We start from the raw sequence: 22,647 nt of genomic DNA, 5'->3' as shown, positions 1-22,647 counted from the left end.
AGACAACTCGTCGTCTCAATCGAGGCTGCGTATGTTACGCTAACCTCTAAATTTGTCAAGCATTTATTTTTAAATTCTTTTTTAAAAATCCTTTAAAAATCAGCTTGTTACGTTGTCGTTGTAAGCTACCCCGTCAACGTGAGGGCGCATTATAGAGACTTCTGAAAGCTTGTAAAGTGTTTTTTTAACTATTTCACAAATTCGTTTCACTAAAGCCTAAAAAGCGAACTAAGAAATCCACTTTACCTAGTTTTCAACATAAATGACAAACTAAAAATTGTAACCAACATTGCAACAACAAAAAGCAAGGTTTCCAAATTAAGGAAAGGCAAAGTAGTTATAGCAGGGCCTGGGCAAATTCCAGCAAGCGCCCAGCCGACGCCGAAAACAGCACTACCGACAATAAGTGACTTATCTATTTTAGTTTTACTAGGCAGCTGCATATCATTATTTAGCAAGCTACGCTTTCTCTGTTTCGCTATTATAAAGAATGGCATTGCGATTATTATTGCCCCTGCCATAACGAAGGCTAAAGAAGGATCCCACAAGCCTGCGAGATCAAGAAAACCTTGTACTTTAGATGGCTGCGCCATTCCAGAAATCAGCAGCCCCATACTAAATAGGACACCACACAGCAATGCACTGATCTTTTGCATAGAGCACCTATAAAACATGTCTAAGAATGTAGGTAGTCAAAATACCTGTCAGCATAAAACTGATGACAGCCATTATTGAGCGCTTTGAAAATCGAGAAAGCCCACAAATCCCATGCCCACTAGTACAACCAGATGCTAAATAAACACCTATTCCCACCAGTACTCCTGCAACTAAACTTTGTACATAATTTGCATTAAAGATGATCTCTGGTTTTGTATAAACAGATGCCAACAGAGTAGGAGCAAGCAACATCCCCAGCAAAAAATACAATTTATCTTGCTGTTTACTTGGCATGGTGAGTGCGGCACCTAGCATTCCAGAAATGCCTGCTATCCGGCCATTAAGCAAAATAAACAATCCCGCAGAAAGACCAAGTAGCCCACCGCCAAGCAAAGACTGCCAAGGCGTAAAGTTTAACCAATCAATCATATCACCTCCTTAGTATACCTATAGGGGTATACTAAGGAGGGCAATATAAAAATCAAGTTAATCCACTAAAAAACAGTTGTCCAAACGACTAAATCCCATGCCAGCTGATTTATGTACTTTAATCTGTACAGGAATTCGCTCTTTCATTGCATCAACATGACTAATAACCCCGATCATTTTCCCACTAGCATTGAGCCCATCTAATGCATTCAGTGCAATATCTAGCGTTTGCGCATCTAAAGTGCCAAAACCTTCATCTAAAAAAAGAGAATCGATACGTGTTTTGTTGCTAACCAAATCTGAGAGCGCCAACGCTAATGCCAAGCTAACTAAGAAACTTTCTCCACCTGACAAGGTGCGTGTATCTCGTTGAGTATCCGCCTGCCAATGGTCAACCACCCAAATATCTAATTCAGATTCTAGATTACGTAACAACGAATATCGCCCATGCAGTTGTGCTAACCGTGCATTTGCCAATATTAAAAGGTGATTTAATGTCAAACCTTGGACAAAGCGCCTGTATTTTGCGCCATCCTGTGAACCTATAAGATCATTTAGTCGCTGCCACTGCTGTTTTTCCGCCAGCAACTGTTCTATTTCTTGCAGAACAAACTGTTGCTTCTCACGCTGCGCTTGATCAAAACTTAATCGTTGCTTAATTGCTCCAAACTCTTGCATCAGTTGAGCATAATCACGCTCCATGCCTGTTATTTGCTCTATTAAGACAGCCTTATCATAGTTTTGCTCTAACGATGGAAGCGCCTGCTGCTGCTCTATTGCGCTAGCTTGTTGAGCCTTGCTTGCTTCTAGCGCCACTTCCAAGCTTTTTAGCCGCAGCTCAAGCTGTTTAACCTGTTCAACAGGCAAACGGTGCAACATAAACTCCGAATGCGTATTAAAGCCTTTTGCCTTCAAACGTATTAACCATTCCCGCTCAACCTGCTCAACTTTCTTTTGCTGCTGTTCTAATGTTTTTGTCGATTCTTCAAGTGTGCCTTGCAGTTTTTGCAGCGTCTGCTGTTGCGCCAAACGTTGAATTTTAGCTTGTTGGTAAACTGCTTCAGGATATTTAAAAAGCAATACTGATGGAGTAAGCGGCGGCTCAACTTTGCTTTCTTGCAACTCTTGCTGCGCACTAATAGCAAGCTGCTGATACTCTTTTGCTTGCTGTAATTCAAGCTCAAGTTGGGTTAACTGTTTTAGGTTACTTTCATACCCAGCTATCCGTCTTTCTTGATGATCTAACCAAGCTTCAAAATCATTATCCCAGTCACAACCGTTTTCCAATACCGAGGCTTGCAAGTCCAACTGACTTTGCTTTAGTAAGCTTTCCTGTTCTTCATGCTGCCTCACTAATAGCTGCAATTCTTGTACTACACTTTGCGCTTTAAGTGCTTGCTGCTGCATACGCTGGCTAACAAGTTTTGATTCAGTACGAAAAGCCTCTAAAACTGTATTTGCCTGAGTAATTTGCTGATCTAGTCTATGTAGCTCGTGTGTTTGTTGATGATGCAAAGCAATGCAATTTAAGAGTTCTTCAAAGCTAAGTGCAGCGCACGGATGCTGTGCAAGCACCGTCTGCTGTTCTGCTATTTGCTGTGCTAGTTTTTTACTTTGCTCATCATAATTTGCGCATAACAGTTGCAAATGATCGCGTTGCGACTCAATAACAGCTAACTCTTTTTCTTGACGTGTGATATCTGAGGCCAACTGAGCCTGATCCACCTGCGCAGCAAGTAACGCTTGCTCTGCTGATGAAGCCTCAAAATCAAATGAGGCTTGCAATAAAGGATGTTCCAATGCGCCACACAAAGGACAAGGTTGGCCATCTTGTAACTGGTGACGATAACTATCCAAATCTTTAATCAAACGCTCTTGGTCAACAATTAACTGTTTATCTTTAACTCGTTCATTACAGATCGTTAATTGTTTTTGTTGCACGGCTAACGCTTGTTGCTGTTGAACATTTTTCTCAGTTAGCTGTTGTAGTCGCTGACGCTCTAGCATGACTTGTTGTTGGATAGGCTCAAGTTGCTTCTGAAAACCATGAAGTTGAGACCAATTTTTTTCCTGTTGCTGTAACTGATTCTGGTAATCAAACCATTGCTCAAGCGTTTTTCCTTGCAATAAATATGCTCGCTCAGCGTGTAATTTTTGCAATGCTTCTAAGTGCTGCTGCTCTGTTGCTTGCTGTTCCTTAAGCTGCCTATCCAATTGCTGCTGCTCAATCACTATTTTATGTTGATCTTCTTGCAGCTTTACTTTAGTACTCGCAGACTTCTGTAACCTGCTAGATAAATTTGTTATCTTATTAAACTCATTGCGCCACGCATTTAAATTTTTTACAACCTGTGGTTGATTAGCAAATCCTGCCAACGCCTGTTTTATCTGCTGAGCTTGTTTGTGAAGTTCAGCATTTTGTTGCTCTGCATGCTGCAACCACTGAGCTACAGCCCACCATGATTTCTGAGATAGCTCAGTATAAACAATATTAGCCAAAACTAAATTTTGTTGATGTTTTTCTTGGCTATCTTGAAGTTGCTTTAGATGTGTCTGTGTAAGCACTAAGCGTTGATAGTCAGGTTCTAATGCTAAAACAGGTTGATAATTTTGCAGCTGCTGGCGATCGACTATCGCAGCGTCCCAAGCATCTTGAGCCTGCAATAGTTTTTCAGTAGCTTTCTGCACATTCTGCGCACTGGCTTCATGTCGATCGGCTAAGCTTTTGACCCTCAACATATTATCTAACTGTTGTTTTAAACTATGCTGCTGTTGTTCAAAGTCATTTAACTGTGTTTGCAGGCTTGCTTGCTGTTCAGACGTTAATACCTCTAAAAGCTGTATTTCATGTTGTTTACTTTCAAAAGCTAGTCTTTTTTCTTTAGCTGTATTAAATACTTGTGCAGAAATTTGCCCATAAATCTCTGTACCTGTAAGCTGCTCAAGCAACTCAGCTCGCTCTTTGCTACTGGCATTTAGAAAAGCAGCAAAACCACCCTGCGCAAGTAACATAGACTTAGTAAAACGCGCAAAATCCAACCCTGTTAAGCGCTCAACTTCTTTCACTTTTTCGTTTAGCTTGTTCGTAATAATATCGCCATCATTTTCAACTAGCTCAGCATACGGTGGCTGTAACGCGCCATCGGATTTGTTATGCGCCCGCCGCTGACTCCAAAAAGCACGATATAATTTACCATCCACACTAAACTCAACTTCTGCAAGGCAGTCGGCGGTATGTCTTGTCATTATATCGTTCTGCCCAGCACTGACTTTATCTAGCCGAGGCGTTTGATGGTACAGCGCCAAACATAGTGCATCTAGCAACGTCGTCTTACCAGCACCGGTTGCCCCTGTAATAGCAAATAAAGCATTGCTATTAAATGGTGCTTGGCGAAAATCTATTTTCCACTCACCTTTCAATGAGTTTAAATTTTTTAAACGCAAGGACAGGATTCTCATGATACATCAACCTTTACTGCCGCAAGCGCTTGCGCATGCAAGTTTATTAATTGCTGGGTTTGACTGTCATCAAACTGTTCTTGCTGAAGACGGGCAGTAAATACTTGTTCTGGGGTTAACTCCGATAACTGCTGGGCATCTTGCACATTCCAGCTAGGGGCTGAATTACGTAAACGACGTACCTTTAAAACAAGCAATGGTAAGTTTTGCACTAATAACTCAACACGCTCCGCTAAGTCCGTATAGTAATCATCTTGTTCCACTAACACATCCAACCACGCTGTACTACCTTGAGGAATGTGCTCTGCCAGTTGCTTAAATTCTTGGGCAAGCTCTGCTAAGTTACCTTGTACGCTAAACATTGGCTGCCAAACAGGTACATCTAGCGGCGTAATTGTCGTTAATTGATTACCCGAAAAATCCAGCAACCACATATGTTTTTGTTGCTTTGACTCATCAAAACTAAGCGCAATAGGAGAGCCGCTATATCTAATTGGCGGGTCATTACGTACAACTTGCGCACGATGAATATGTCCCAAAGCAATATAATCTGCTGGAGGAAATTCATTGGCTGGAAAAGCCTCAAGATTACCCACATAAATATCCCTCACAGATTCAGTTTTACTCGCACCTAAGGTTGTTAAATGCCCTGTCATGATGATAGGTACTTGGCCTCCTACAGCTCGCTGCTTTTCTTTTGCCTTGGCGTAAAGCGCTTGATAATAATCACGAATAGCTTGTTGGAGTGTCAGTTGTTTTTCTTGTTGGGACTGACCAATCTGACTCGACAGTATGTCACGTGGCCGCAAAAAAGGTATTGCACAAATAATAGCAGCTGGTTTCTGGTGTTTTTCAATTACTAATAATTCATCGCCATTTCCTGCTTGCGTAATAACATACGTATTTAAGCGATGTAATAACGCTTTACTTTCATTTAAAACAGCTACGGAGTCGTGATTTCCAGCCAGAACAACTAACTGACAACCTACTTCATGTAAAGTGATAACCAGCTGATTATATTGCTCTCTGGCATAACTAGGTGGTGTGCTAGTGTCAAAAATATCACCGGCGATCAGCACAAGATCAATAGCATGCTCGCACACTTGCGACACTAACCACTGACATAGAGCAGCATGTTCAGCTTGACGCGTTCTACCAAAAAAATGTTGACCTAAATGCCAGTCTGAAGTGTGTAATACACGCATAAAATACTTTAACCTAAACAAATATTTGCCTTGTAGTGTAACAACTACAAACGGAAGATAAGAGGCTCTTTATTCTTAGACGCATTAAGTAGTGCAACGCAACTGTGCAACTTTTTATATTTTTTAATGCCTTAACCATACTGACCAAGGGGCACATACATGGCAAGTAAAATAACACTACTAAGCTTAATGCTAGCAATACTCACGGCTTGCTCTAATACAATGCAACTGAATTTAAGTAGCCTACCTGATCCTAGTTACACAGCGAACATCCATTTACCGGTTACTATCATTGCAGAAGGTAGTCCAGAAAGCAGACTAAAAGCCAAATACTTTTTACCTCAAATTCAGCAGCAGTTTATACACTTAGGTTATAACGACGTACGCTTAGGTACAGATAAAACAGCCGCTGAAGAAGGCTTGCTGGTTAAAGTTAAAGTTTCAACAGAAAAAGTGAGCTATCAATACACGGCAACTGAATATGGCTATAACCATGTGGAGCCTATTCAATATTGCCACTCAAGTGCCGACAATAAAATCATATGCAACACAACCTATAGGCCTGTATACGGACCTATAGGCTCAAGCCAACGCACAGCCTACACGCGCCTGTCTTCTTTTATTGTGACCGTCATTGAGGTCCTAAGCGATGAACCCGTACTACAAATAAAAGCAATCTCATATAACGATAATTGTAGCGATACCAAAGTGGAAGCTTTTTTAGCGGAACAGTTACTGCTTCATTTTGAAACACAGCAACGGATAGAGCAAAAAATTAAAGTCAAAATGGATAAAAATTATAGCTGCAAGTAATACACCTTTAAATATATTACTTTTAATATATTTAAAACCTATAACTACTAGTGCTAGTATTAATTTATTTTCTTAAAAGGACTTAATCAATGAGTTTAAATAAAGCCCAAATTAGTTTTGGGAATCAAGATTTTAGCAACTTTGAAGTCAAAGAAGTTATCGGTAAAGAAGCTATCAGTCAAACTTATCAGTACAAGGTTATTTTTAACCATTGCTCATTAAATCTCCCTCCAAATGCATTTCTTAAAAAACCTGCTTCTCTAATATTTTCAGCCTCAAGACAGCAAGAAAAGCCTGATAAAGTGTGCCCAGGTATTGTTACTGAATTCAAACGTTTAAACTCTTCTGCTGATGAGGCTGAGTACAGTGTCATTATTGAGCCTAAATTTGCTTTGCTCTCACTCCAAAAATACAGTCATCGCTTTTTTTTAAATAAAAGCGTTCCTGAGGTTATTCAACAAATACTCAGTGAGCATGGTTTCGAAGATTGGGAGTATAATTTTGACCTTAAACGCAAATACCCTCAGCGAGCACAGATCAATCAATATCAAGAAAGTGATAAAGATTTTATAGAGCGTTTATTATCAGAACTAGGCATTTTTTATAGTTTTATCTTAAATGAAAAAACACAAACAGAAATTATTACCTTTGGTGATACCCAGGCCTGCTTTGAGTTTGGTAAAAAGTTAGCCTTAAATAGCCCCTCTGGTATGAATGACAACACGGTTGCTAGCATTTGGGGCTTGTCTTACCAGCAATCTGTCAGTGAGCATTCACTCTTTGTAAAAGACTATAACTATAGGCAAGCACATGAGTTATTGAGTTCAGAAATAACAGATGTGACCAAGGGTAATAGCCATGAAACCAACTATGGCCGCGTGTATAATTATCAAGCTAGACACCTGACTGCAGGCAAGCCAATAAATGCCGCTACAGAATCAGCTAATTTTTGGGCACAATTAGATCATGAGCGTCTCTTAGCAGAGCAAACATTAATTTATGGTAAAAGCACTGATCATACATTGCGAACCGCCCAAACCTTAACCATCACTGAAAGCAAGGGCTCCAATACATTACCTGACATATTAACTAACCCCATCCTCATTACTGAGCTTATATTTACTATTAGCCGTACAGATGCATTATTAGTTAACTTTACAGCGACAGCTTACAATGAAACAATTTGCTGGCGCCCACAACTTAAACCTAGACCTATTATTAGCGGTACTCTCACTGCTCGCATTGCAAATATTCCTGATCAGTACCTTTACGCTCACCAAAATGAGCAAGGTTTATATTGGGTTCGCTTTGACGCAGATATTGACGAAAAACCAGAAGGCTATAGCAGTATGCCTGTTCGCTTAGCTAAAAGTTATGCAGGTGATACCTACGGCATTCATTTCCCACTCCTCAAAGGTACAGAGGTAGCTATAGCTTTCCATGAAGGAGACCCTGATCGTCCCTACATTGCCTATGCCTTCCATGATTCTCGTCATCCTGACCATGTTGACTCACGTAACAACACACGCAATGTTATACGTACTCCAACTAATAATAAGTTACGCATGGAGGATAAACGTAACCAAGAGCATATAAAGCTCAGCACTGAATATGGTGGAAAAACACAACTTAACCTAGGTCACTTAGTCAACCAAAGTCGCGAGAAACGCGGTGAAGGCTTCGAACTTAGAACAGATAGCTGGGGAGCTTTACGCGCAGGGAAAGGCTTGTACCTGAGCACCGACTTACAGTCGGCCGCTCTTGGCGATGTACTAAACATGCCAGAAATTGAAGCCGACCTTGATGGTGCTGTCAATCAACTTGACTACTGGCGTGATATTACCAGCCAACATCACAGTCCAAGCCCTGATGACAGCAAACTTAAACCCTTTGCAGAAAATGCTAAAAAACTTAAACAAGCAGCTATTGTGCTGCACTCACCTGTGGGCATAGGCGTATTTACTAACGAAACCTTACTGCAACGCTCCAATGGCGGTTTTTTCAACCAAAGCCAAGGCGACATGCACAGTGCTAGCCAAGCTAATATGCATCTTTCGGCAAAGCAAAAAGTCTCTATTCTCGCCCAGCAAGAAGGCATGCGCTTAGTGGCGGGTAAAGGTGTTATGGAGCTCGAATCTCACGCCGACGAAATACGCCATACAGCACTGAAAGATGTAACCATTCAATCCACCCAAGGGCATATTCAAGTTACCGCCAAAAAAGGCATTACTCTTGCCTGCGGAGGTGGCTATATCCGTATTACCCCAACAGGTGAAATTGAAATACATAGCCCCACAAAAATCAGCATTCGAGGACAGCATACCTGGGATACACCTATGGGACAGAGCTTTCCACTGCCAGACTTACCGCAATCGGTCTGTAAAGAATGTTTATTAAAAGCCCAACAAAATACAGCGGGGTTAACACTTCGTGAGTAATTTACCAGCTAAAAAATTCTTAGCCAAACCTTGGCTTGATAAATTAAAGCAGGTTTGTGAAACCTGCTACCTAGAGCATATTGACTTAATTATTGATCAAGCTGGCTTAGAAGAACCTCTCTACCCTGTTTTATCTCATATTGACCCTAATCTAGAATGGAGCTCGTTATTTAAAGGGCTTCCTGAAGAAGGGCATGAAGCGCAAGCACCCTTGCTAATCCGCTTTTCACTCGACAAGCCTGAGCAAATGCTTTGGTTAGAAAAACTGATTGAATGGCTGGCATATGAGCCCAGACTCTTAGTATTGTGTTCTCCGTTACCATTTAATATGCTGCAAGCCTTCTTAACATCTTTAGTTGAAGCAAAATGGCAAACCTATTCCGCTATTTTGCGCTTTTACGATACGCGCATTTTTCCACTTTTAATTCAAGATATACTCACAACTGAACAACAGAATTTATTTTTAAATTTAGGTTATGCTTGGAGCTGGATAGACAGAGACCAACAGCCTCAATATCAGCTAGGTATTTATCACCCAGAAGTAGAAGAACTATCTTACTCAACATTAGAATTTAATGATCAACAGGTCGATTTACTAAATTGCATAAGTGACGCCGAGCGAGTTTTAATGTTTCCACAATACATTGATAAGACCCAGTCAAATGAAGCTAACTTTTTACGTTTTTATGTATATGCAAAAAAAGCAATTGAAGAGCAATATTATGGCCCACTAGATGCCTATATAGCCAAACAGGCAAAGCCAGCAACTTAACTTATAGAACTATATCATGGAAGTTATTATAAAATCTACTTTAGTGCTGCTATTACTGAGCAACCTCAGTGGCTGTTTAGCCACCTCTGATGGTGTAAAGAGAAATGGCGAAGTATGGATTGGCGTGCCAGTTGCAGCTAGTAATGCTACAACCAATGAAGTCGGGGGTTTAACTGTTAATGGCAGTCCCGTCTCTATCTCCCTCTCTCCTACAGGCGGGATTATGATGCCTAAAGTCTGGCGGCCTGATTTTAAGGTAACCATTGAGTGGGATACCATTTATGGAAAAGATAGGCGTCGTCCTCCGATAGTAATATCCCCTTCACAATACAAAGACCTTGAAGTTTACAGAGAACGCGTAAAAGCCCGTACCTTGCATCACAGCATCAGCATTCCTGTTCCTGAATATGATTACTACCATGACTTTTGTAAGTTAACAGTGCACTTGCTCACCTGTGGTCAAGCTAAAGTAACTACCTCTTGTATTTATCCTACGGAAAAAAACTACCCTATTAGTGTTCCACAACGAAAACAAGAAGAGCCACCTGAGTGCCGCCCTACTATCCCTAAAGGAATGTAATTATGGCTAATGCATGGATTCCCCCCTTATTTCCAACAGACGGTAGGCTTGGCTTATCTGTTGACCAAATTACAGAAAACTACAACAAGCGTGAGTATGAAAAACAGCTCGCTAAAAATAGGCACTCGCACCAACACAGCCCCAACCCTGATGACCATTGCTGTAAAACCTTGCATATGAGTTTCTTTTTTGATGGAACAAATAACAACAAGCGTATTGATACCCAAGGTTCTATGGGGGCTATTATAGGCCCGCCAACACCTATTAGAACCCTATCAGGACATATGACCAATATTGCTAAACTGTTTGAAGCTTGCTATGACGATGTGTTAGATAAAAATAAAAATCAAGTAGAACCAAAACTAAGAGAGTATTTTAAAACCTATTGTCAAGGGGTAGGTTCTACCTTTGCAGAAATTGAGGAATATGAATATTCAGGTATGGGGCTAGCGTTCGCCAAAGGCGGTGGTAATCGACTTGGCTGGGCGTTAGTGTCTTTAGTAGAAAATATCTTTATCTCATTAGACTTACCTAAATTAGACCTGTACCAAAAACGTAAGTATGTTAAAGAAGTTTCTCCGCCTTTGTTATGGCCTATTACAAAGGGGACAGCACGGCGACGTGCCTTCTTTAAAAAGCTGGATACTGATTATAAGTTACGCCAACAACTAACTGATGCAAGCACAAAGCCTAAGCCACTAGCGATTAAATTATTTGTTTATGGTTTTTCACGTGGTGCGGCAGAAGCCCGTACTTTTTTGCATTGGATTGCGGAATTACTAGACTATGATACGGATGCTCCATTAGCCATACGCCAAGAACCAACGCTATTTGGTGTGCCTATTAGTATTGAGTTTGTCGGTGTAGTCGATACCGTGGCTACCGTTGGCATTGGGCATACAGCGCCCGTCTTTCAAGGGCATATGGCGTGGGCAAATGGAACACAAACACCACCTTGCGCGCGGCACTACCCTAATTTGATTAAGTCGCTCTACCATTTTGTGGCCGCCACTGAGCAGCGTAACTCCTTCCCAGTTGACAGCGTGCGTAACCCCGAACAAAACCCCTGTGAACTGTGCCAGAAAGAGCTTGAAGAAAACCCTAACCTAGCTATTGCTTTTAACAGCAAAACCTACAATAGCAATGTGTTTGAAGTGCTTTATCCTGGGGTGCATTCGGATGTTGGTGGTGGTTATTCACCGGGAGATCAAGGCAAGGCTAGATTAGGTGAAGTTGATGTATTATCCCAAATTGCTCTGCATGACCTTTATTCTCTGGCGTTTGCGCATGGAGCACCACTTACAGTAGAAAATCCCAAAACTAAACCAATAAACATTAAACCTACGCTATTTTTTGAAATGCCACAGGCTGATGTAAGTTCTCGCTTTAGGCTTGCTACTGAAACCGTCAACCGTTTTAATTTATGGCATCGTCATACGTTCACAAACCCAGCTGGCAATGCGCCTCTGGTTGCGGCACCTGCTGCTACTAATTTATATAGCCCATTGCAAGCTCCTGTCTCTATTGACCAATTAGTGCAACAACAAATGGCATGGATGACCGCGTGGCGTATTAGCCGCTATGCCAAAATGAGCCTAAAGAATGAATTATTTATTAAAGACATTAAAGACGAAGACTCAACTGATTTTGAAACACGCGCTAAAGCTACCGACAGCAACATAAAGACTGCCCGAAGCGAGAAAAAAATACACCGCGAGGCAAAAACAGAAGAACAATTTATTCCTGTTATTTCAGCCCCAGCACCCGCTGAACGTTTAATGCATGCAACCCAACTTAATGAAGCGGCTATTGAGTTTGCAGCAGATTATCATGGGACTCCTCGACCACAAAATCCTGATGCGGTGTACAGCAATTTGATTGACTACTTACTGCCTGCTGAAGTGTTTTATCTGATTAACTCAGATGATGAAAAAAAAGAACTTGAGCAAATGAAAAAGGATGCACAAGGCAGCATTGACAAGGTTGATTCAAATAGCAGAGTGATGAAGCTGTTTGCTGATTATGAAAAAGGCACAATCACAACAGATCCTGAAGTTGCAGAGCTTTGCCGATTATTTGATGACCAGATACATGACTCACGTGCGTGGTTTATGCATGATCAGTTAAAAGGCCGTGAGCCTTGGGCGGGGTATTTTCATTATCGAATGATTTATTTTGGCAGTGATGAAAATAAAAACCTTGACTTTTTATCTTATATGGGCCGTTTATTTGGCCTATTTGGATTAGTAGGTGCACTACTTTATGCAATTAAACGTGGCAAATTAAGTATTGTGGCTCAAATGTTTTCACGCATGACCGCATTGCATCAATTTATAAACCTAATACGTACCGACCCGCCCCAAAATTACTCAACCTTTCCAGATGCGATTAAAAGCTTAGCAGCTCTCTACCAACACGGTACTTCATTAACAACATTAGCTGGGAAAGTTGCTAAACAATCACGCAAAGATTTTAGTAAAAATGTGGTAAAGGATGTTGGAAAAATTCTAGGCATTCCCAAGCCAGTAATTGACGTGATAGTAGGCCGTATGCCATGAAAAACCTTATTCGTGTAGATGACCAACTCACCCCACATGGCGGAAAAGTGCTAACAGGCAAGGGCAATGCTTTTGGTAAGCCGATTGCCCGTGTCAATGATACAGCGGTGTGTAATAAACATGGGCAAACAACTATTATTGAGGGGTGCTCTCGTTTTATGATTGAAGGGCAAGCAGTGGCTTTAGATGGGCATAGTTGTGCTTGCGGTTGTAGGCTGGTTAGCTCTTTATCTAGCATGCAAATAGCGCCATGAAAACTGTCCCACGACTCTCTTATGATATTGTCATTAAGCCTATTCGTTTTAGAAAATGGTTTACGGTATTTATCAGTTCAAGTGCTTTAACGGGCTTTGCACTAAAGTTTTTTTTGGCACAAAACTATTTTGATGGCAAACCTTGGTCTTTCTGGTTATTGGCTGTCGCTTTGCCTTTTTTAATCTGTTTAATGGCATTGTTAACCGTAATATTGGTTCAACAATTTAAACTACAACAAAAGGAATTATTGCAAGAATACGAACAGCAATGGTGGCAGTACCAACAAGCTTGTTTACCTGTTAAAGAAGCCATTATTGTAGGCTCTGCTGGTAAAGAACAAATTATTTGGAAAAACTTACTTATTAATAAACCAGAGCCTGCTGCGGCTTATTCAATAAATACAACTAGCCCAATATTACGCTGCCCATATTTAATGGATGAAATTCTCACTCGCGAAGAAATGCTCAGCAAAGGATTAGCCTTTAAATTTTTAGAAGCAGACAGTGTAAAAGATAAACAAATAGAAATATTGACTATTTTCTGGCTGGGCAACCAAACCACTTATCAGCAGTTTTTAGATATTATTGCTAGCGAAAACTTAAAGCCTACGCATAAACCTCATTTTATTAATAGTATTGATGAACTTGATCAAATTATTGATTTTTATAAAAAGCAACCTATAAAACAAGCAAACCAAATGCTGTTAGTGGCGGGCGTTAGTTTACCTGAGCCTGTAACAGGTAAAATAAGAGCAGAAACCTCCTTTGCTTGGTGTATCCAAAAAGAAGCCGATTACGCTGTTTATCGTAGTGAAATACTCAAACCTCAAGAAGAAGCCAGCACCTTAGCAACACAAGTAGTGGAATATGCTCAATTAAAAGAACCTCCTAAATTAAACATTAGCATGAGCCAACAAAGTACAGAAAAATTTAATAGCTCGGCCTTACATACTGTTGAACATAGCTTAGAAAACTATTTTGGAGATGTTAACTGCAAAGCGCAGCCCTTTATTGCGATTAGCCAAGCCTTAATACATTGCATTAACCATGCCGAAGCTGCTTGTGGTTGGAGCTGTGGAGATGTTGAAAAAGAAGCTTATGTAGCAGGTGTTATTGCAAAAAAACAGCCTGCTTAGTTTGTGTTATTTACCCCAATAAATACCCAATACAATGCCTAAGCTCAAAAATACAATCGCTAATATTACTAAACCTATTATTTTTTTGAGCATGCTATTAGAGTTATTTTTTATAAATGCTTTGGGTTGTTCTAAGGCTAAGTTAGGCTGTGTTGAGCTAAATTTATTTTGTAAACGCTGAACAATAGCTGCTATTTGTGCTAGTAATGCATCAGGCTCTTTTAACACAAGCCCTTTATGCTGAATATGTAATATGTTTTGTAAATTTTCTTGAAACTGCATGAGCTGTATTAAGTCTGCTTCTGTTTCAAAGCTTAAACTGCGGATTGTAATTCTTAATTGCTCAATAAAAAAATTCAGAATTTTTACTCTATTGCTAAATTGTTCGGGCCAAACATGGCTCCAATGTTCTGTTAAAAGCTGGCACATAATAGATAACGCAGGGTTAGCTGCTGATATATTTTCTGTACGCAAGGTTGCAATAATAAGTAGCGCTGTAGAGTCTAAATCTAAGCCGTTAACCTGCTCTAGTTCAACGCACAGTTTTTTAATTAATGGCCAATTTAAATCTGGCTGAGCAGGATGTTTTAATTTGCTAATTTCAGTATGCAGCTGAGCATAGGTTTTATTTTTTCTAGGGTCATGGCCTATTTTTAAATGAGTAGTCATTCTTTTAATACAGTAGTTTATTATCAAGATAATCTTGTTGCTTTAAATGGCAAATTAACACACGCCCTTCTGGTACAAATTGCGTTCCATAACGTACTAAACCAACATCTTTTAGTTCTGCGTCAATTGCGTATTTAAGCTCTCCTGGCATTGTTTGTTCTAATAAAATAACTTCGATACGTTTAACACGTGGCTCATATTTTAAAATTACTTCTGCCAATGCTCGTTTCAGCGAATGCACAGTGCCCGGCATGCCTTGCAAAACTTTGGTCATATCGGGTAAGCCGTAATCGGGTAGATGCGCTAATGTACCTGCTCTGCAGTTGAGGATGCGCTGCATGTTATCTAATACTGACAAAATGACTTGGTTACAGTCGTCTACTGCATCTAAATTTAAGTCGCCGCAAAAATTGCCATAAAGGGTCTCGTAAAGCGATGGTGCATGGTAAGAATCAGTCATAGGCCCTTCTATTTTGGCTGCAAAATAATTTCTTGGTTATTCAGTTCTATTTTACGTGCCTTCCAGCGGCTTAACTCTCGGCGCGGAATAACAATGCGCCATGAGTCTTTCTCAAGATCTGGATTTAAAAATAATGCGGCTATGGCAATAAATTTAACTTTTTTATCAATAGGCATATCTACAGCTAAGGCTTCACTTGGTCGCACGCGGAAATCTTTTTGAGAAACAAGGTCAGCTTTAACTGCGTGGTTATCATTTTTGGCTAAGGTGTCATAGTCTAAGTTATCAAATGCTTGACGGTCTTTAAGTTGATAAATACGCACAACTGTTGACAGTGCTGAACCTGATGCGTTGTTGTTTAAGGAATCACGGGCATTAATATCCAGATGCAGCGTTTTAGTTTGCGTCATACAGCCAGACGCTAATAAAAAGCTACAAAGTAAAAATACTTTGGAATAATTACCAGCGATAGTCGCCATGTTCATCTGCTGCTCTCCTGTTAAAATTCTCTTCCAAACGCTGATAACGCCCTAGGCTTATGGTAATAAAGTCATGTTTATTATGCCTGTTTTCACCTTGAATACGCATGACTGTAGTGCGTCCAAGTTGCCCACTAGTTTCTTGAGGTTTTACGCTTAGGGTAGCATCAGGTAAATCTTTACGGGCTAATTTAAGTTGCATGCGTATATGTAACCGAGCACCCACATAGACATGAAATAATGCAATTAAATCATTGTGTAAACGCCCACCAGGCAGCCAAGCTTGGCATTCTTCAGTATCTGATGTTGTTAAGGTTAATAACACTTGACTATTAACGTCGGTTCCATAACTTCCCATGACAGGGCAACTTGCCAAAGAAACAGGCTGTTGAGTACTCATACGTAAGGGCGCTTTAAGTGGAATACGTAGTGGATCATGGCCAGCCACTTTAGCAGTGGTATTAGGTGCTAATAATTGCACTAAATTTAAAATGCCTTCTGCGGTTCTGCTGGGTAAGCGCATCATGCCTGTTAAGGCTAAAAATCGAGAAATTGGCGTTGCAATATTCTTCGCACAACTTGGAATACCTAACCCTGTAAGGCTAAGCATATATTGTGAGGTTACATCACTACCACCGGCCCTAAATGTGGCAGGCCATGAGTACTTACGCCACACTCGGTAAAACTGGCTAATAAGGCGATGGTTAAAAATATCTAAAAATTCTGCAACCACCTCATAGCCTTCGCGGCGTTGAGTAATGTCATCAATATAGGCGGTTGGCAACGGTGACTCTACGCCATATAACCCCATAAAAGTAACGCGCAGCGTATCTGGAATATCGGCTTGATCGGAGCGCTCTAGCGTTTTTAATTCACTCGCAGGAAACCCCATTCCTGGCCACGGGCGAAACCGAATAGGATCATCTTTAATATTCCAAGAAGTGCCTAAGCTAAAGTTTTTACCATGGGCTTGTTCTAATAAATAACAAAACCGATAAAAATTAACCTGCGTTATTTTATCTTGTAAAGCGCTGATCAGTTCGGTAGGCGCTGGCAATGGTTCTCGTTCCATCTAATGCACTTTCCTTCTGGCTGTACAATCAGCGTTAATTGGTTAAATAAGTGAATATCGGTATATAAGCCAAAGAATCTATTGAGCATTTCACCAAATAAATGAATATCGCCTTCGCCTAGAAAGCCTGAGCTATCAATAGTGACTTCAACATCTAAACCGCGTAGTAAAAACCCTTTTTCAAAGCGCTGAATTTGATGATGTGTGACTGACTGAATTGCATCAATACGCCGATTATTAAGTTCATCTGCTGACCAGTTATAGAGCTCTAATGTTGCCTTTAGCACTTCTGCACTGTTCATCATATTTAAAAAACTCGTGCCTAAATGGCTTAGCACGCGCCAATGAAACCTGTCTTCAGACGGAGGATAAATAGGCAGTGTTGGCTGGCAAATATTACGTACCCGCATATTGGTTTGTAGCACTTGCTCGCATCTATTTAGCAGTGTGCTTTGTAATGCGCGGCGTGGTAACTGACCATTGGTGCCAGTAATACGTAGAGAAACAACTTCTTTCTCAATTTTTCGATCTTTTTCCCATTGATCACCGCCTAATACCAACCAAGTATCATGCAAACCTGTTACACCGCGTTTTACATGGGTATGAAAATAGCGCTCGGGAGCATCACGATGTTGCATGCCGCCTTTGTGCCTAAAACTGGTAAAAGGTACATAGGTTGCATTGCCTGTGCGTTGCGAGCCAGTGACGGCGTCAACAGAATAAATTTCGGTATGACCGTCTTGTAAGCGCCGCGGTTTAACTAAGTATTCACTTTCTAACCCTGAAATAATCATCGGGTCGGCTTCTAATGTGAATAAGTTAATGACAGGGACGCAGTGCAAACGAAAATCTTCGTTTCTGATAGGAAGGTCATCTGGCCATTGTTGGTTAAATACCACTTCAATTTCAAAATAAGTGGTAGTTTCTGGAAAAGTAATAGTTTCTAGCCCATTCAGCTCTAAAAACATAAATTTTTCGCGAAAACTAAAGTATTCCAGTAGTAATTGCCAGCCGCTAAAAGCGCCTTCGCCTTTGGGCCATAAACTATCTTGCTCTGTAAAACCAGCGGGGGTAAACCAAGCATCAAGAGGAATACGATCAGTTTGGTTAGCAATGCGTAAATAAAGTTGGTCAACTCGTTTTGTCAGCATTAAATGCAATTGGCTGCTAATGGGCGCTTCTGCTGCCAAATAAACACTTAAGTTGGTTAAATCAACTTGCTGCCAGTTAATTTGCTCACTGCATGAAAAACGCAAACGTAATAATGATCGACCATCAGGTTCAGCCGTCATCAGCGCGTTCGTAATATGGATAGGATTTAGTGCAACATTCTTAGTGGTTTGGTAATGACAAACTGTTCTTTTGTTACCAATAGGTTGTGAATAAACTTCAAGCCCTGCTTCTACTTTTTCGCTGAGCTTCATGGCGTTAATATCAACCAATAACTCAACCACAGACAATGAAGGAATAGTTCTAAGGTAATGTGGCCACAGTTGGCTTACTAAAACATCAGTAAATTCTGGTAAGTCATCATCAATTTTTTGTCGCAACCGCCCCATTAAAAAAGCAAAGCCTTCAAATAAACGCTCAACATAAGGATCAGGCGTTCCTGCTTTATCAAGGTTTAGCATTGCAGCGCGATCTGGATGTGTTGCGGCAAACTCTTTTGCTGCTTCTCTTAAATAACGCATCTCTGTATCAAAATAACGCAGGATAAAATCGTCCATGTTCACCTAATTTTTTTGATTAACTACACAAGATCATCGCTCGAACAGGGTCAATTGTAATTAAGCCTGCTAACGTTTTTTCCATTTCTTGCTGTAAATGCTCTTTCTCAGTTTCGCTACGAGGGCTTTTCATTCGTAGCAACTTTAACCGACGTGCTTTAACCTCAAATAATAACTTAGGTTCCCAATCACTCAATGATAAAAGCGCTGCATGCTGATCTAACTCATTAACCAGATGCAATGCCATTTCATTACGACCAAATTGATCGGCAACGCGTGCCATTAAAAAGCGAATTAACCATTGGTTACGCATAGAATGATTATTAGGATTGTCCTGTAACCATGCCATCGCAGCTTCTGGGCTTTCAGCATCAGCTAACGCCAGCGCCTCAGTTTCTAACGCAAAAATCGTATCTTGCGTATTATCTGTACCACTCACTACAGGCTCATGGCCCCAATCAAATTCGCTATCAATCACATGCTGATTAATCCAATTCAAAGTTGTTTCATCAGCAAAGGGCGTGCCATCACTAAAGAGTAACGACTCAAGCCCAGGAAGGCGTGTTAAAAGCCCTTTTAAATCTTGTTTGATAATGTCTGCCCATGAATCATAAGGATTGCCTGCTTTGCTTAGCGCTTGATAAATGTACCACTGTAAATCTAACCAAAAATGGCAAGCTCCCCGTGAGAACATGTTGTCGGCTTGCTCTAAAAGCTCTAACCAGCTTTGCTGTAAATATAAACGTTTTAACAAGGCACGTTGATCAGGCTTGGGCGAGTCAATTTGGGTATAGCCTGTGGTTGTTATTTTAGGCAATTGATGCAGGGTATCATGCCTTACACTTTTCATTAAGTGATGTGCCGCCAGCCAGCCATTGGGTTGGTCACGTAGATATTTTGCAACTAAACGAACTTGATCTAACAACTCTCGCCCTGAGGCAATTTCTTTAATAACGGCTGGCGTATGTTTGATATCAGCCGTGGAACTTACCTCTGCAACAAAGTTTTGCGGTACTACTGCATGAGCACCACCTGACTTTTCTAAACGTAACTCTAGGGCCGCATATAATGCCGATAAATTAGGTTGCTCGGCTGTTTCCCATAACTGCGTAATTTGCTCTAACTGTAATAACGCTGCAACGATGCGTTGCAAGTTCTTAACAATAACTTCAGGATGCAGTGATAATGAGTCCAAAACGCGTGCGCTAGCCAGCCAATCTAATGCCGCTTTGCGGCTACGCTCACGTTGTGGATGCAACGCGTTTTCAAAGCGCTGCAACATGATGACTAATAACTCAAGTCCTTGCGCAAAACCAACTTCACCTTCACGCTGCAAGCAAGCCCAAGTGTAATAAGTAACCACTCGTATATCTTTAGTGTTTTTTGTTAAAACAGTTTTGGCTAAGTTACAGATAAGCTCAGTATCTGCACCAGAAATTAAATTGACTTCTTCACGGATAGTTTGAAAGTCATCTAAATAACTGGGTTCTTCCCCTGTAGGCTGCAACTCATTAATAGGTTTCAGCCAGTCTTCGAGTGCTTGCGCATCAATAACGGTTGTTTGCTGCTCTAAATTGAGAGCCGTCACTAATGATTGTAAGGCAGACATGCTAGCGCCCCTTTCTATTTACGGCAGGCTCAGACAAAAATATTTGAGCTGGCAGCCTAAAGTTTCTGAGTTTGAGCAAAGCAATAGGGCCTTCGCCAATTTCTGTGCGCAATACATAATTAAGACTTTGTTGATCTGGTGTTTGCCAGCGCACATTAAAACTGCTGCTTAAACCGGGGTAAGGTTCAATATCTGCTTGGTCTAATAAGCGTATTAAGCCCCATGTGCTTGGCAAATCGTTATATTGCTGCAAACCTGAATTTGTACTTACCCAACTCAAATTTGCACCGGGTGCTTCTGTATCCGCGGGCCAAATAAAACGATGCCATGTTGGTTTTTGGTTGGCATAGGTTAGCTTACGATTATCAACCACTAAGTTTGTTTCCATAATTCCGGGCGATGTGCCTGGGCGCATTTCAAAGGAAATATTGGCATTACCATTAGGGAATACCACATCCGATAAATAACTCAGGGTATTAATTGCCTCTAAGAACTCAGGGTTAAATGCTAGACCCTGAGAATTAATGCTATCAGGTACCCAGCGGCGCCCTTCTTTGCGTAAGACACCATTGAGCTCAGTTTGCAAGAAACGGCTAATACGCCCAGATTCGCCATTGAGATACTGTGCTAACAAGGGAATGGATACTTCGCTGCTTACATCTTGGAATGGATAGCGCCCTGCAAAAGTGCTATTCCAGTCATCAACAATTGATGCTTTCCATTGGTTATTTAAGCTATTAGCGGCGGGTTGTAGCACCTTCTGCCATGACTGTTCAAAGGGTTGCACAAACACCGTTTGTCCAAACCCACCCCATTCTTGCCCCAAACTAGCCGCAACTAAACTGCCATAATCACGCGTATCTGTCAGATCAATTGAACGGCCTTGGAACACCGTTTGCGCTAAAGCGCGTGTCATGGCTTGTGGATCCGCCCCACTGCTAGCTTGCTGCAAACGCAAACGTACTTGGGTTAAACGTGTTAAAAATGTTTGCAAGCTCAAGTTAGAATTATTGGCATCTCCAGCTTGGGCATCCATTAATCCAATAACAGGACGGAATGTTGCATCCATTGGGCCAATATCTTCAATACCTTGATTAATCAAAGGTTTTGTACTGTTTCGTGTAAATAAATCTTTGGTAGAATCAACCAAAGAATCAGCTAGTGCTTTTTCTTTAACGCCAGTACGCGCCTGCGTATTAATAGTGTTCATTAATGCGATTAACGGTGACTGACGCACATCTGCCATTAATGTTAATTGGTCAATAGAATCCGTTAAGGAAGACGCCTGTTGTAGCTGTAAGCTATTTAAAAAGTTCAGCCAACTACGTGAGAAATCTGCAAAGTAACGTTGGGTCAATTTTTCTTTAAGTGCTTCTGGAGTTTCTTGCCCTATTGAAATATCAGGCTTATCCATCAACACCCAATCCATTTCCTCTTTGCGATCTTTGACTAATTTTTCAATCGCAGGCTGAACACTTTGCTCCCATGCCTGACGAGTATAAATGCCAGGCACATACTCATTGGTATAAAACAACGCAGAGGCATCTGTCCCTGCGGTCATATCATGCAAATATAAGTCACGGTATTGATGCGCTGCTTGCGCCAAGACTTTTTGATACAACGTAGTATCACTATTGCGCACGCCAATTTGACGAATTAATAAATTACGAATTTGCGCAATTAAATCTTCGTCAGCAGGTAAATACCAACTTGGGTTACGCGGTAAATTTTGTGCATAAAAATTAACTAATTTAGGCCCTAAGCCTTGCCATAATTCATCACTTATTTCTTCACGCTGCGCCCAATCTTTCATTAATTCACTAGTCAACCATTTATTTTCAATTTTACCTTCACGGCTGAGCATTAAATACAGTTTTAACTGGTTATAAGCCGCAGTTAATAACTGTTCTTTTTGGGGATCATTTGATGGCATATCCAGCACGCGCTGCAATTCATCTTCTAAATGAGCCAGCGCAGGATTACGCAATAAAGTTAACGCTTCACGCTCATAATAAGGCCACATAGCAGCTAATAACTTAGCGTTTTTATTCAAACCAAACCGCGTATACCAGGGTGCGCCATTATCAACCCTATACTGCAACTGCTCCAAAATACTTTGCACATTGGCCTGAGACTGCAACCGCACTGGCAAAGGCTCAGCTATGCTAGCGGCTTGTTGCATTTGGGTTTGGGCGTTGGTTATATTTTTGTAATTAAGAAGGTATGGGTTAATTATAAAAAATAAAAATAAAAATAAAAATAAAAATAAAAATAAAAATAAAAATAAAGACAGAACACTAATCAATAATAAAATTGATGCTTTGCTAGCT

18 protein-coding genes are annotated in these 22,647 nt (G+C 40.8%); 7 read left to right on the top strand and 11 right to left on the bottom strand.

The genetic code is table 11. The features are described from left to right. Positions 1–242: 242 nt before the first annotated feature. Genes VQ643_RS14690 through sbcD form a run of 4 tightly spaced genes read right to left on the bottom strand, consistent with a single transcriptional unit; the run spans position 243 to position 5,750 of the window. A complete protein-coding gene (locus tag VQ643_RS14690; protein ID WP_414200846.1) occupies positions 243–656 on the bottom strand; it encodes a DUF6691 family protein in 414 nt (137 codons plus the stop codon). 7 nt (positions 657–663) lie between these two features. Next, the gene (locus tag VQ643_RS14685) at positions 664–1,086 is read right to left on the bottom strand and encodes a YeeE/YedE family protein (RefSeq protein WP_414200844.1); all 423 of its coding nucleotides are present in this window, start codon (positions 1,084–1,086) and stop codon (positions 664–666) included. Between the two features lie 57 nt (positions 1,087–1,143). Further along, a complete protein-coding gene (locus tag VQ643_RS14680; protein ID WP_414200841.1) occupies positions 1,144–4,545 on the bottom strand; it encodes an SbcC/MukB-like Walker B domain-containing protein in 3,402 nt (1,133 codons plus the stop codon). After that, positions 4,542–5,750: an exonuclease subunit SbcD gene (sbcD, locus tag VQ643_RS14675; RefSeq protein WP_414200838.1), complete on the bottom strand. Its 1,209-nt coding sequence runs from the start codon at positions 5,748–5,750 to the stop codon at positions 4,542–4,544. Before sbcD ends, VQ643_RS14680 begins: the two co-directional genes overlap by 4 nt. A gap of 159 nt (positions 5,751–5,909) precedes the next feature. Here sbcD and VQ643_RS14670 point away from each other — a divergent pair, with 159 nt between their 5' ends. From VQ643_RS14670 to VQ643_RS14640, 7 genes are all read left to right on the top strand, one after another. Further along, positions 5,910–6,563 carry a hypothetical protein gene (locus tag VQ643_RS14670; RefSeq protein WP_414200836.1) on the top strand — a complete coding sequence of 218 codons (654 nt, stop codon included), beginning with the start codon at positions 5,910–5,912 and terminating at the stop codon, positions 6,561–6,563. Between the two features lie 89 nt (positions 6,564–6,652). Then, on the top strand, positions 6,653–9,001 hold the full coding sequence (locus VQ643_RS14665) for a type VI secretion system Vgr family protein (protein ID WP_414200832.1): 2,349 nt from the start codon (positions 6,653–6,655) through the stop codon (positions 8,999–9,001). Continuing rightward, on the top strand, positions 8,994–9,773 hold the full coding sequence (locus tag VQ643_RS14660) for a DUF4123 domain-containing protein (RefSeq protein ID WP_414200830.1): 780 nt from the start codon (positions 8,994–8,996) through the stop codon (positions 9,771–9,773). The genes VQ643_RS14665 and VQ643_RS14660 overlap by 8 nt, the downstream gene beginning before the upstream one ends. A 16-nt stretch (positions 9,774–9,789) precedes the next feature. Then, complete coding sequence (locus VQ643_RS14655) at positions 9,790–10,353, top strand: DUF3304 domain-containing protein (protein ID WP_414200827.1); 564 nt, start codon at positions 9,790–9,792, stop codon at positions 10,351–10,353. 2 nt (positions 10,354–10,355) lie between these two features. After that, a complete protein-coding gene (locus VQ643_RS14650) occupies positions 10,356–12,911 on the top strand; it encodes a T6SS phospholipase effector Tle1-like catalytic domain-containing protein (RefSeq protein WP_414200824.1) in 2,556 nt (851 codons plus the stop codon). Beyond that, positions 12,908–13,165 (top strand): PAAR domain-containing protein, encoded by a 258-nt coding sequence (locus tag VQ643_RS14645; RefSeq protein WP_414200822.1) that lies wholly within the window; start codon positions 12,908–12,910, stop codon positions 13,163–13,165. Before VQ643_RS14650 ends, VQ643_RS14645 begins: the two co-directional genes overlap by 4 nt. After that, complete coding sequence (locus VQ643_RS14640; protein WP_414200820.1) at positions 13,162–14,301, top strand: hypothetical protein; 1,140 nt, start codon at positions 13,162–13,164, stop codon at positions 14,299–14,301. Before VQ643_RS14645 ends, VQ643_RS14640 begins: the two co-directional genes overlap by 4 nt. Positions 14,302–14,307: 6 nt before the next feature. Here the strand turns inward: VQ643_RS14640 and VQ643_RS14635 are convergent, their stop codons facing one another. The 7 genes from VQ643_RS14635 to VQ643_RS14605 all read right to left on the bottom strand — a co-directional run. Continuing rightward, a complete protein-coding gene (locus VQ643_RS14635) occupies positions 14,308–14,970 on the bottom strand; it encodes a type VI secretion system ImpA family N-terminal domain-containing protein (protein ID WP_414200817.1) in 663 nt (220 codons plus the stop codon). A gap of 4 nt (positions 14,971–14,974) precedes the next feature. Beyond that, positions 14,975–15,430, bottom strand: a complete 456-nt coding sequence (gene tssE / locus VQ643_RS14630) for a type VI secretion system baseplate subunit TssE (RefSeq protein WP_414200814.1) — start codon at positions 15,428–15,430, stop codon at positions 14,975–14,977. Positions 15,431–15,438: 8 nt separating this feature from the next. Next, positions 15,439–15,915 carry a type VI secretion system lipoprotein TssJ gene (gene tssJ, locus VQ643_RS14625; protein ID WP_414200812.1) on the bottom strand — a complete coding sequence of 159 codons (477 nt, stop codon included), beginning with the start codon at positions 15,913–15,915 and terminating at the stop codon, positions 15,439–15,441. After that, positions 15,890–16,981: a type VI secretion system baseplate subunit TssG gene (tssG, locus tag VQ643_RS14620; RefSeq protein WP_414200810.1), complete on the bottom strand. Its 1,092-nt coding sequence runs from the start codon at positions 16,979–16,981 to the stop codon at positions 15,890–15,892. Before tssG ends, tssJ begins: the two co-directional genes overlap by 26 nt. Further along, positions 16,945–18,714 (bottom strand): type VI secretion system baseplate subunit TssF, encoded by a 1,770-nt coding sequence (gene tssF / locus VQ643_RS14615; protein WP_414200808.1) that lies wholly within the window; start codon positions 18,712–18,714, stop codon positions 16,945–16,947. The genes tssG and tssF overlap by 37 nt, the downstream gene beginning before the upstream one ends. A 13-nt stretch (positions 18,715–18,727) precedes the next feature. Further along, entirely contained in the window at positions 18,728–20,317 is a 1,590-nt protein-coding gene (gene tssA, locus VQ643_RS14610; RefSeq protein ID WP_414200805.1) for a type VI secretion system protein TssA, read from the bottom strand. Between the two features lies 1 nt (position 20,318). Beyond that, a partial coding sequence (locus tag VQ643_RS14605; protein WP_414200802.1) for an ImcF-related family protein occupies positions 20,319–22,647 on the bottom strand: 2,329 nt, incomplete at its 5' end.

This window comes from Pseudomonas sp. F1_0610 (assembly GCF_047470865.1).
Taxonomy (GTDB): domain Bacteria; phylum Pseudomonadota; class Gammaproteobacteria; order Pseudomonadales; family Pseudomonadaceae; genus JAZDRH01.
This window is presented reverse-complemented; position numbering and strand designations above follow the sequence as displayed.

What these genes read in the sequence shown, in the direction of transcription:
- VQ643_RS14690 (WP_414200846.1), bottom strand. Translation starts at nt 656, where the DNA reads ATGCAAAAGATCAGTGCATTGCTGTGTGGTGTCCTATTTAGTATGGGG.
- VQ643_RS14685 (WP_414200844.1), bottom strand. Translation starts at nt 1,086, where the DNA reads ATGATTGATTGGTTAAACTTTACGCCTTGGCAGTCTTTGCTTGGCGGT.
- VQ643_RS14680 (WP_414200841.1), bottom strand. Translation starts at nt 4,545, where the DNA reads ATGAGAATCCTGTCCTTGCGTTTAAAAAATTTAAACTCATTGAAAGGT.
- sbcD (WP_414200838.1), bottom strand. Translation starts at nt 5,750, where the DNA reads ATGCGTGTATTACACACTTCAGACTGGCATTTAGGTCAACATTTTTTT.
- VQ643_RS14670 (WP_414200836.1), top strand. Translation starts at nt 5,910, where the DNA reads ATGGCAAGTAAAATAACACTACTAAGCTTAATGCTAGCAATACTCACG.
- VQ643_RS14665 (WP_414200832.1), top strand. Translation starts at nt 6,653, where the DNA reads ATGAGTTTAAATAAAGCCCAAATTAGTTTTGGGAATCAAGATTTTAGC.
- VQ643_RS14655 (WP_414200827.1), top strand. Translation starts at nt 9,790, where the DNA reads ATGGAAGTTATTATAAAATCTACTTTAGTGCTGCTATTACTGAGCAAC.
- VQ643_RS14650 (WP_414200824.1), top strand. Translation starts at nt 10,356, where the DNA reads ATGGCTAATGCATGGATTCCCCCCTTATTTCCAACAGACGGTAGGCTT.
- VQ643_RS14645 (WP_414200822.1), top strand. Translation starts at nt 12,908, where the DNA reads ATGAAAAACCTTATTCGTGTAGATGACCAACTCACCCCACATGGCGGA.
- VQ643_RS14640 (WP_414200820.1), top strand. Translation starts at nt 13,162, where the DNA reads ATGAAAACTGTCCCACGACTCTCTTATGATATTGTCATTAAGCCTATT.
- VQ643_RS14635 (WP_414200817.1), bottom strand. Translation starts at nt 14,970, where the DNA reads ATGACTACTCATTTAAAAATAGGCCATGACCCTAGAAAAAATAAAACC.
- tssE (WP_414200814.1), bottom strand. Translation starts at nt 15,430, where the DNA reads ATGACTGATTCTTACCATGCACCATCGCTTTACGAGACCCTTTATGGC.
- tssJ (WP_414200812.1), bottom strand. Translation starts at nt 15,915, where the DNA reads ATGAACATGGCGACTATCGCTGGTAATTATTCCAAAGTATTTTTACTT.
- tssG (WP_414200810.1), bottom strand. Translation starts at nt 16,981, where the DNA reads ATGGAACGAGAACCATTGCCAGCGCCTACCGAACTGATCAGCGCTTTA.
- tssA (WP_414200805.1), bottom strand. Translation starts at nt 20,317, where the DNA reads ATGTCTGCCTTACAATCATTAGTGACGGCTCTCAATTTAGAGCAGCAA.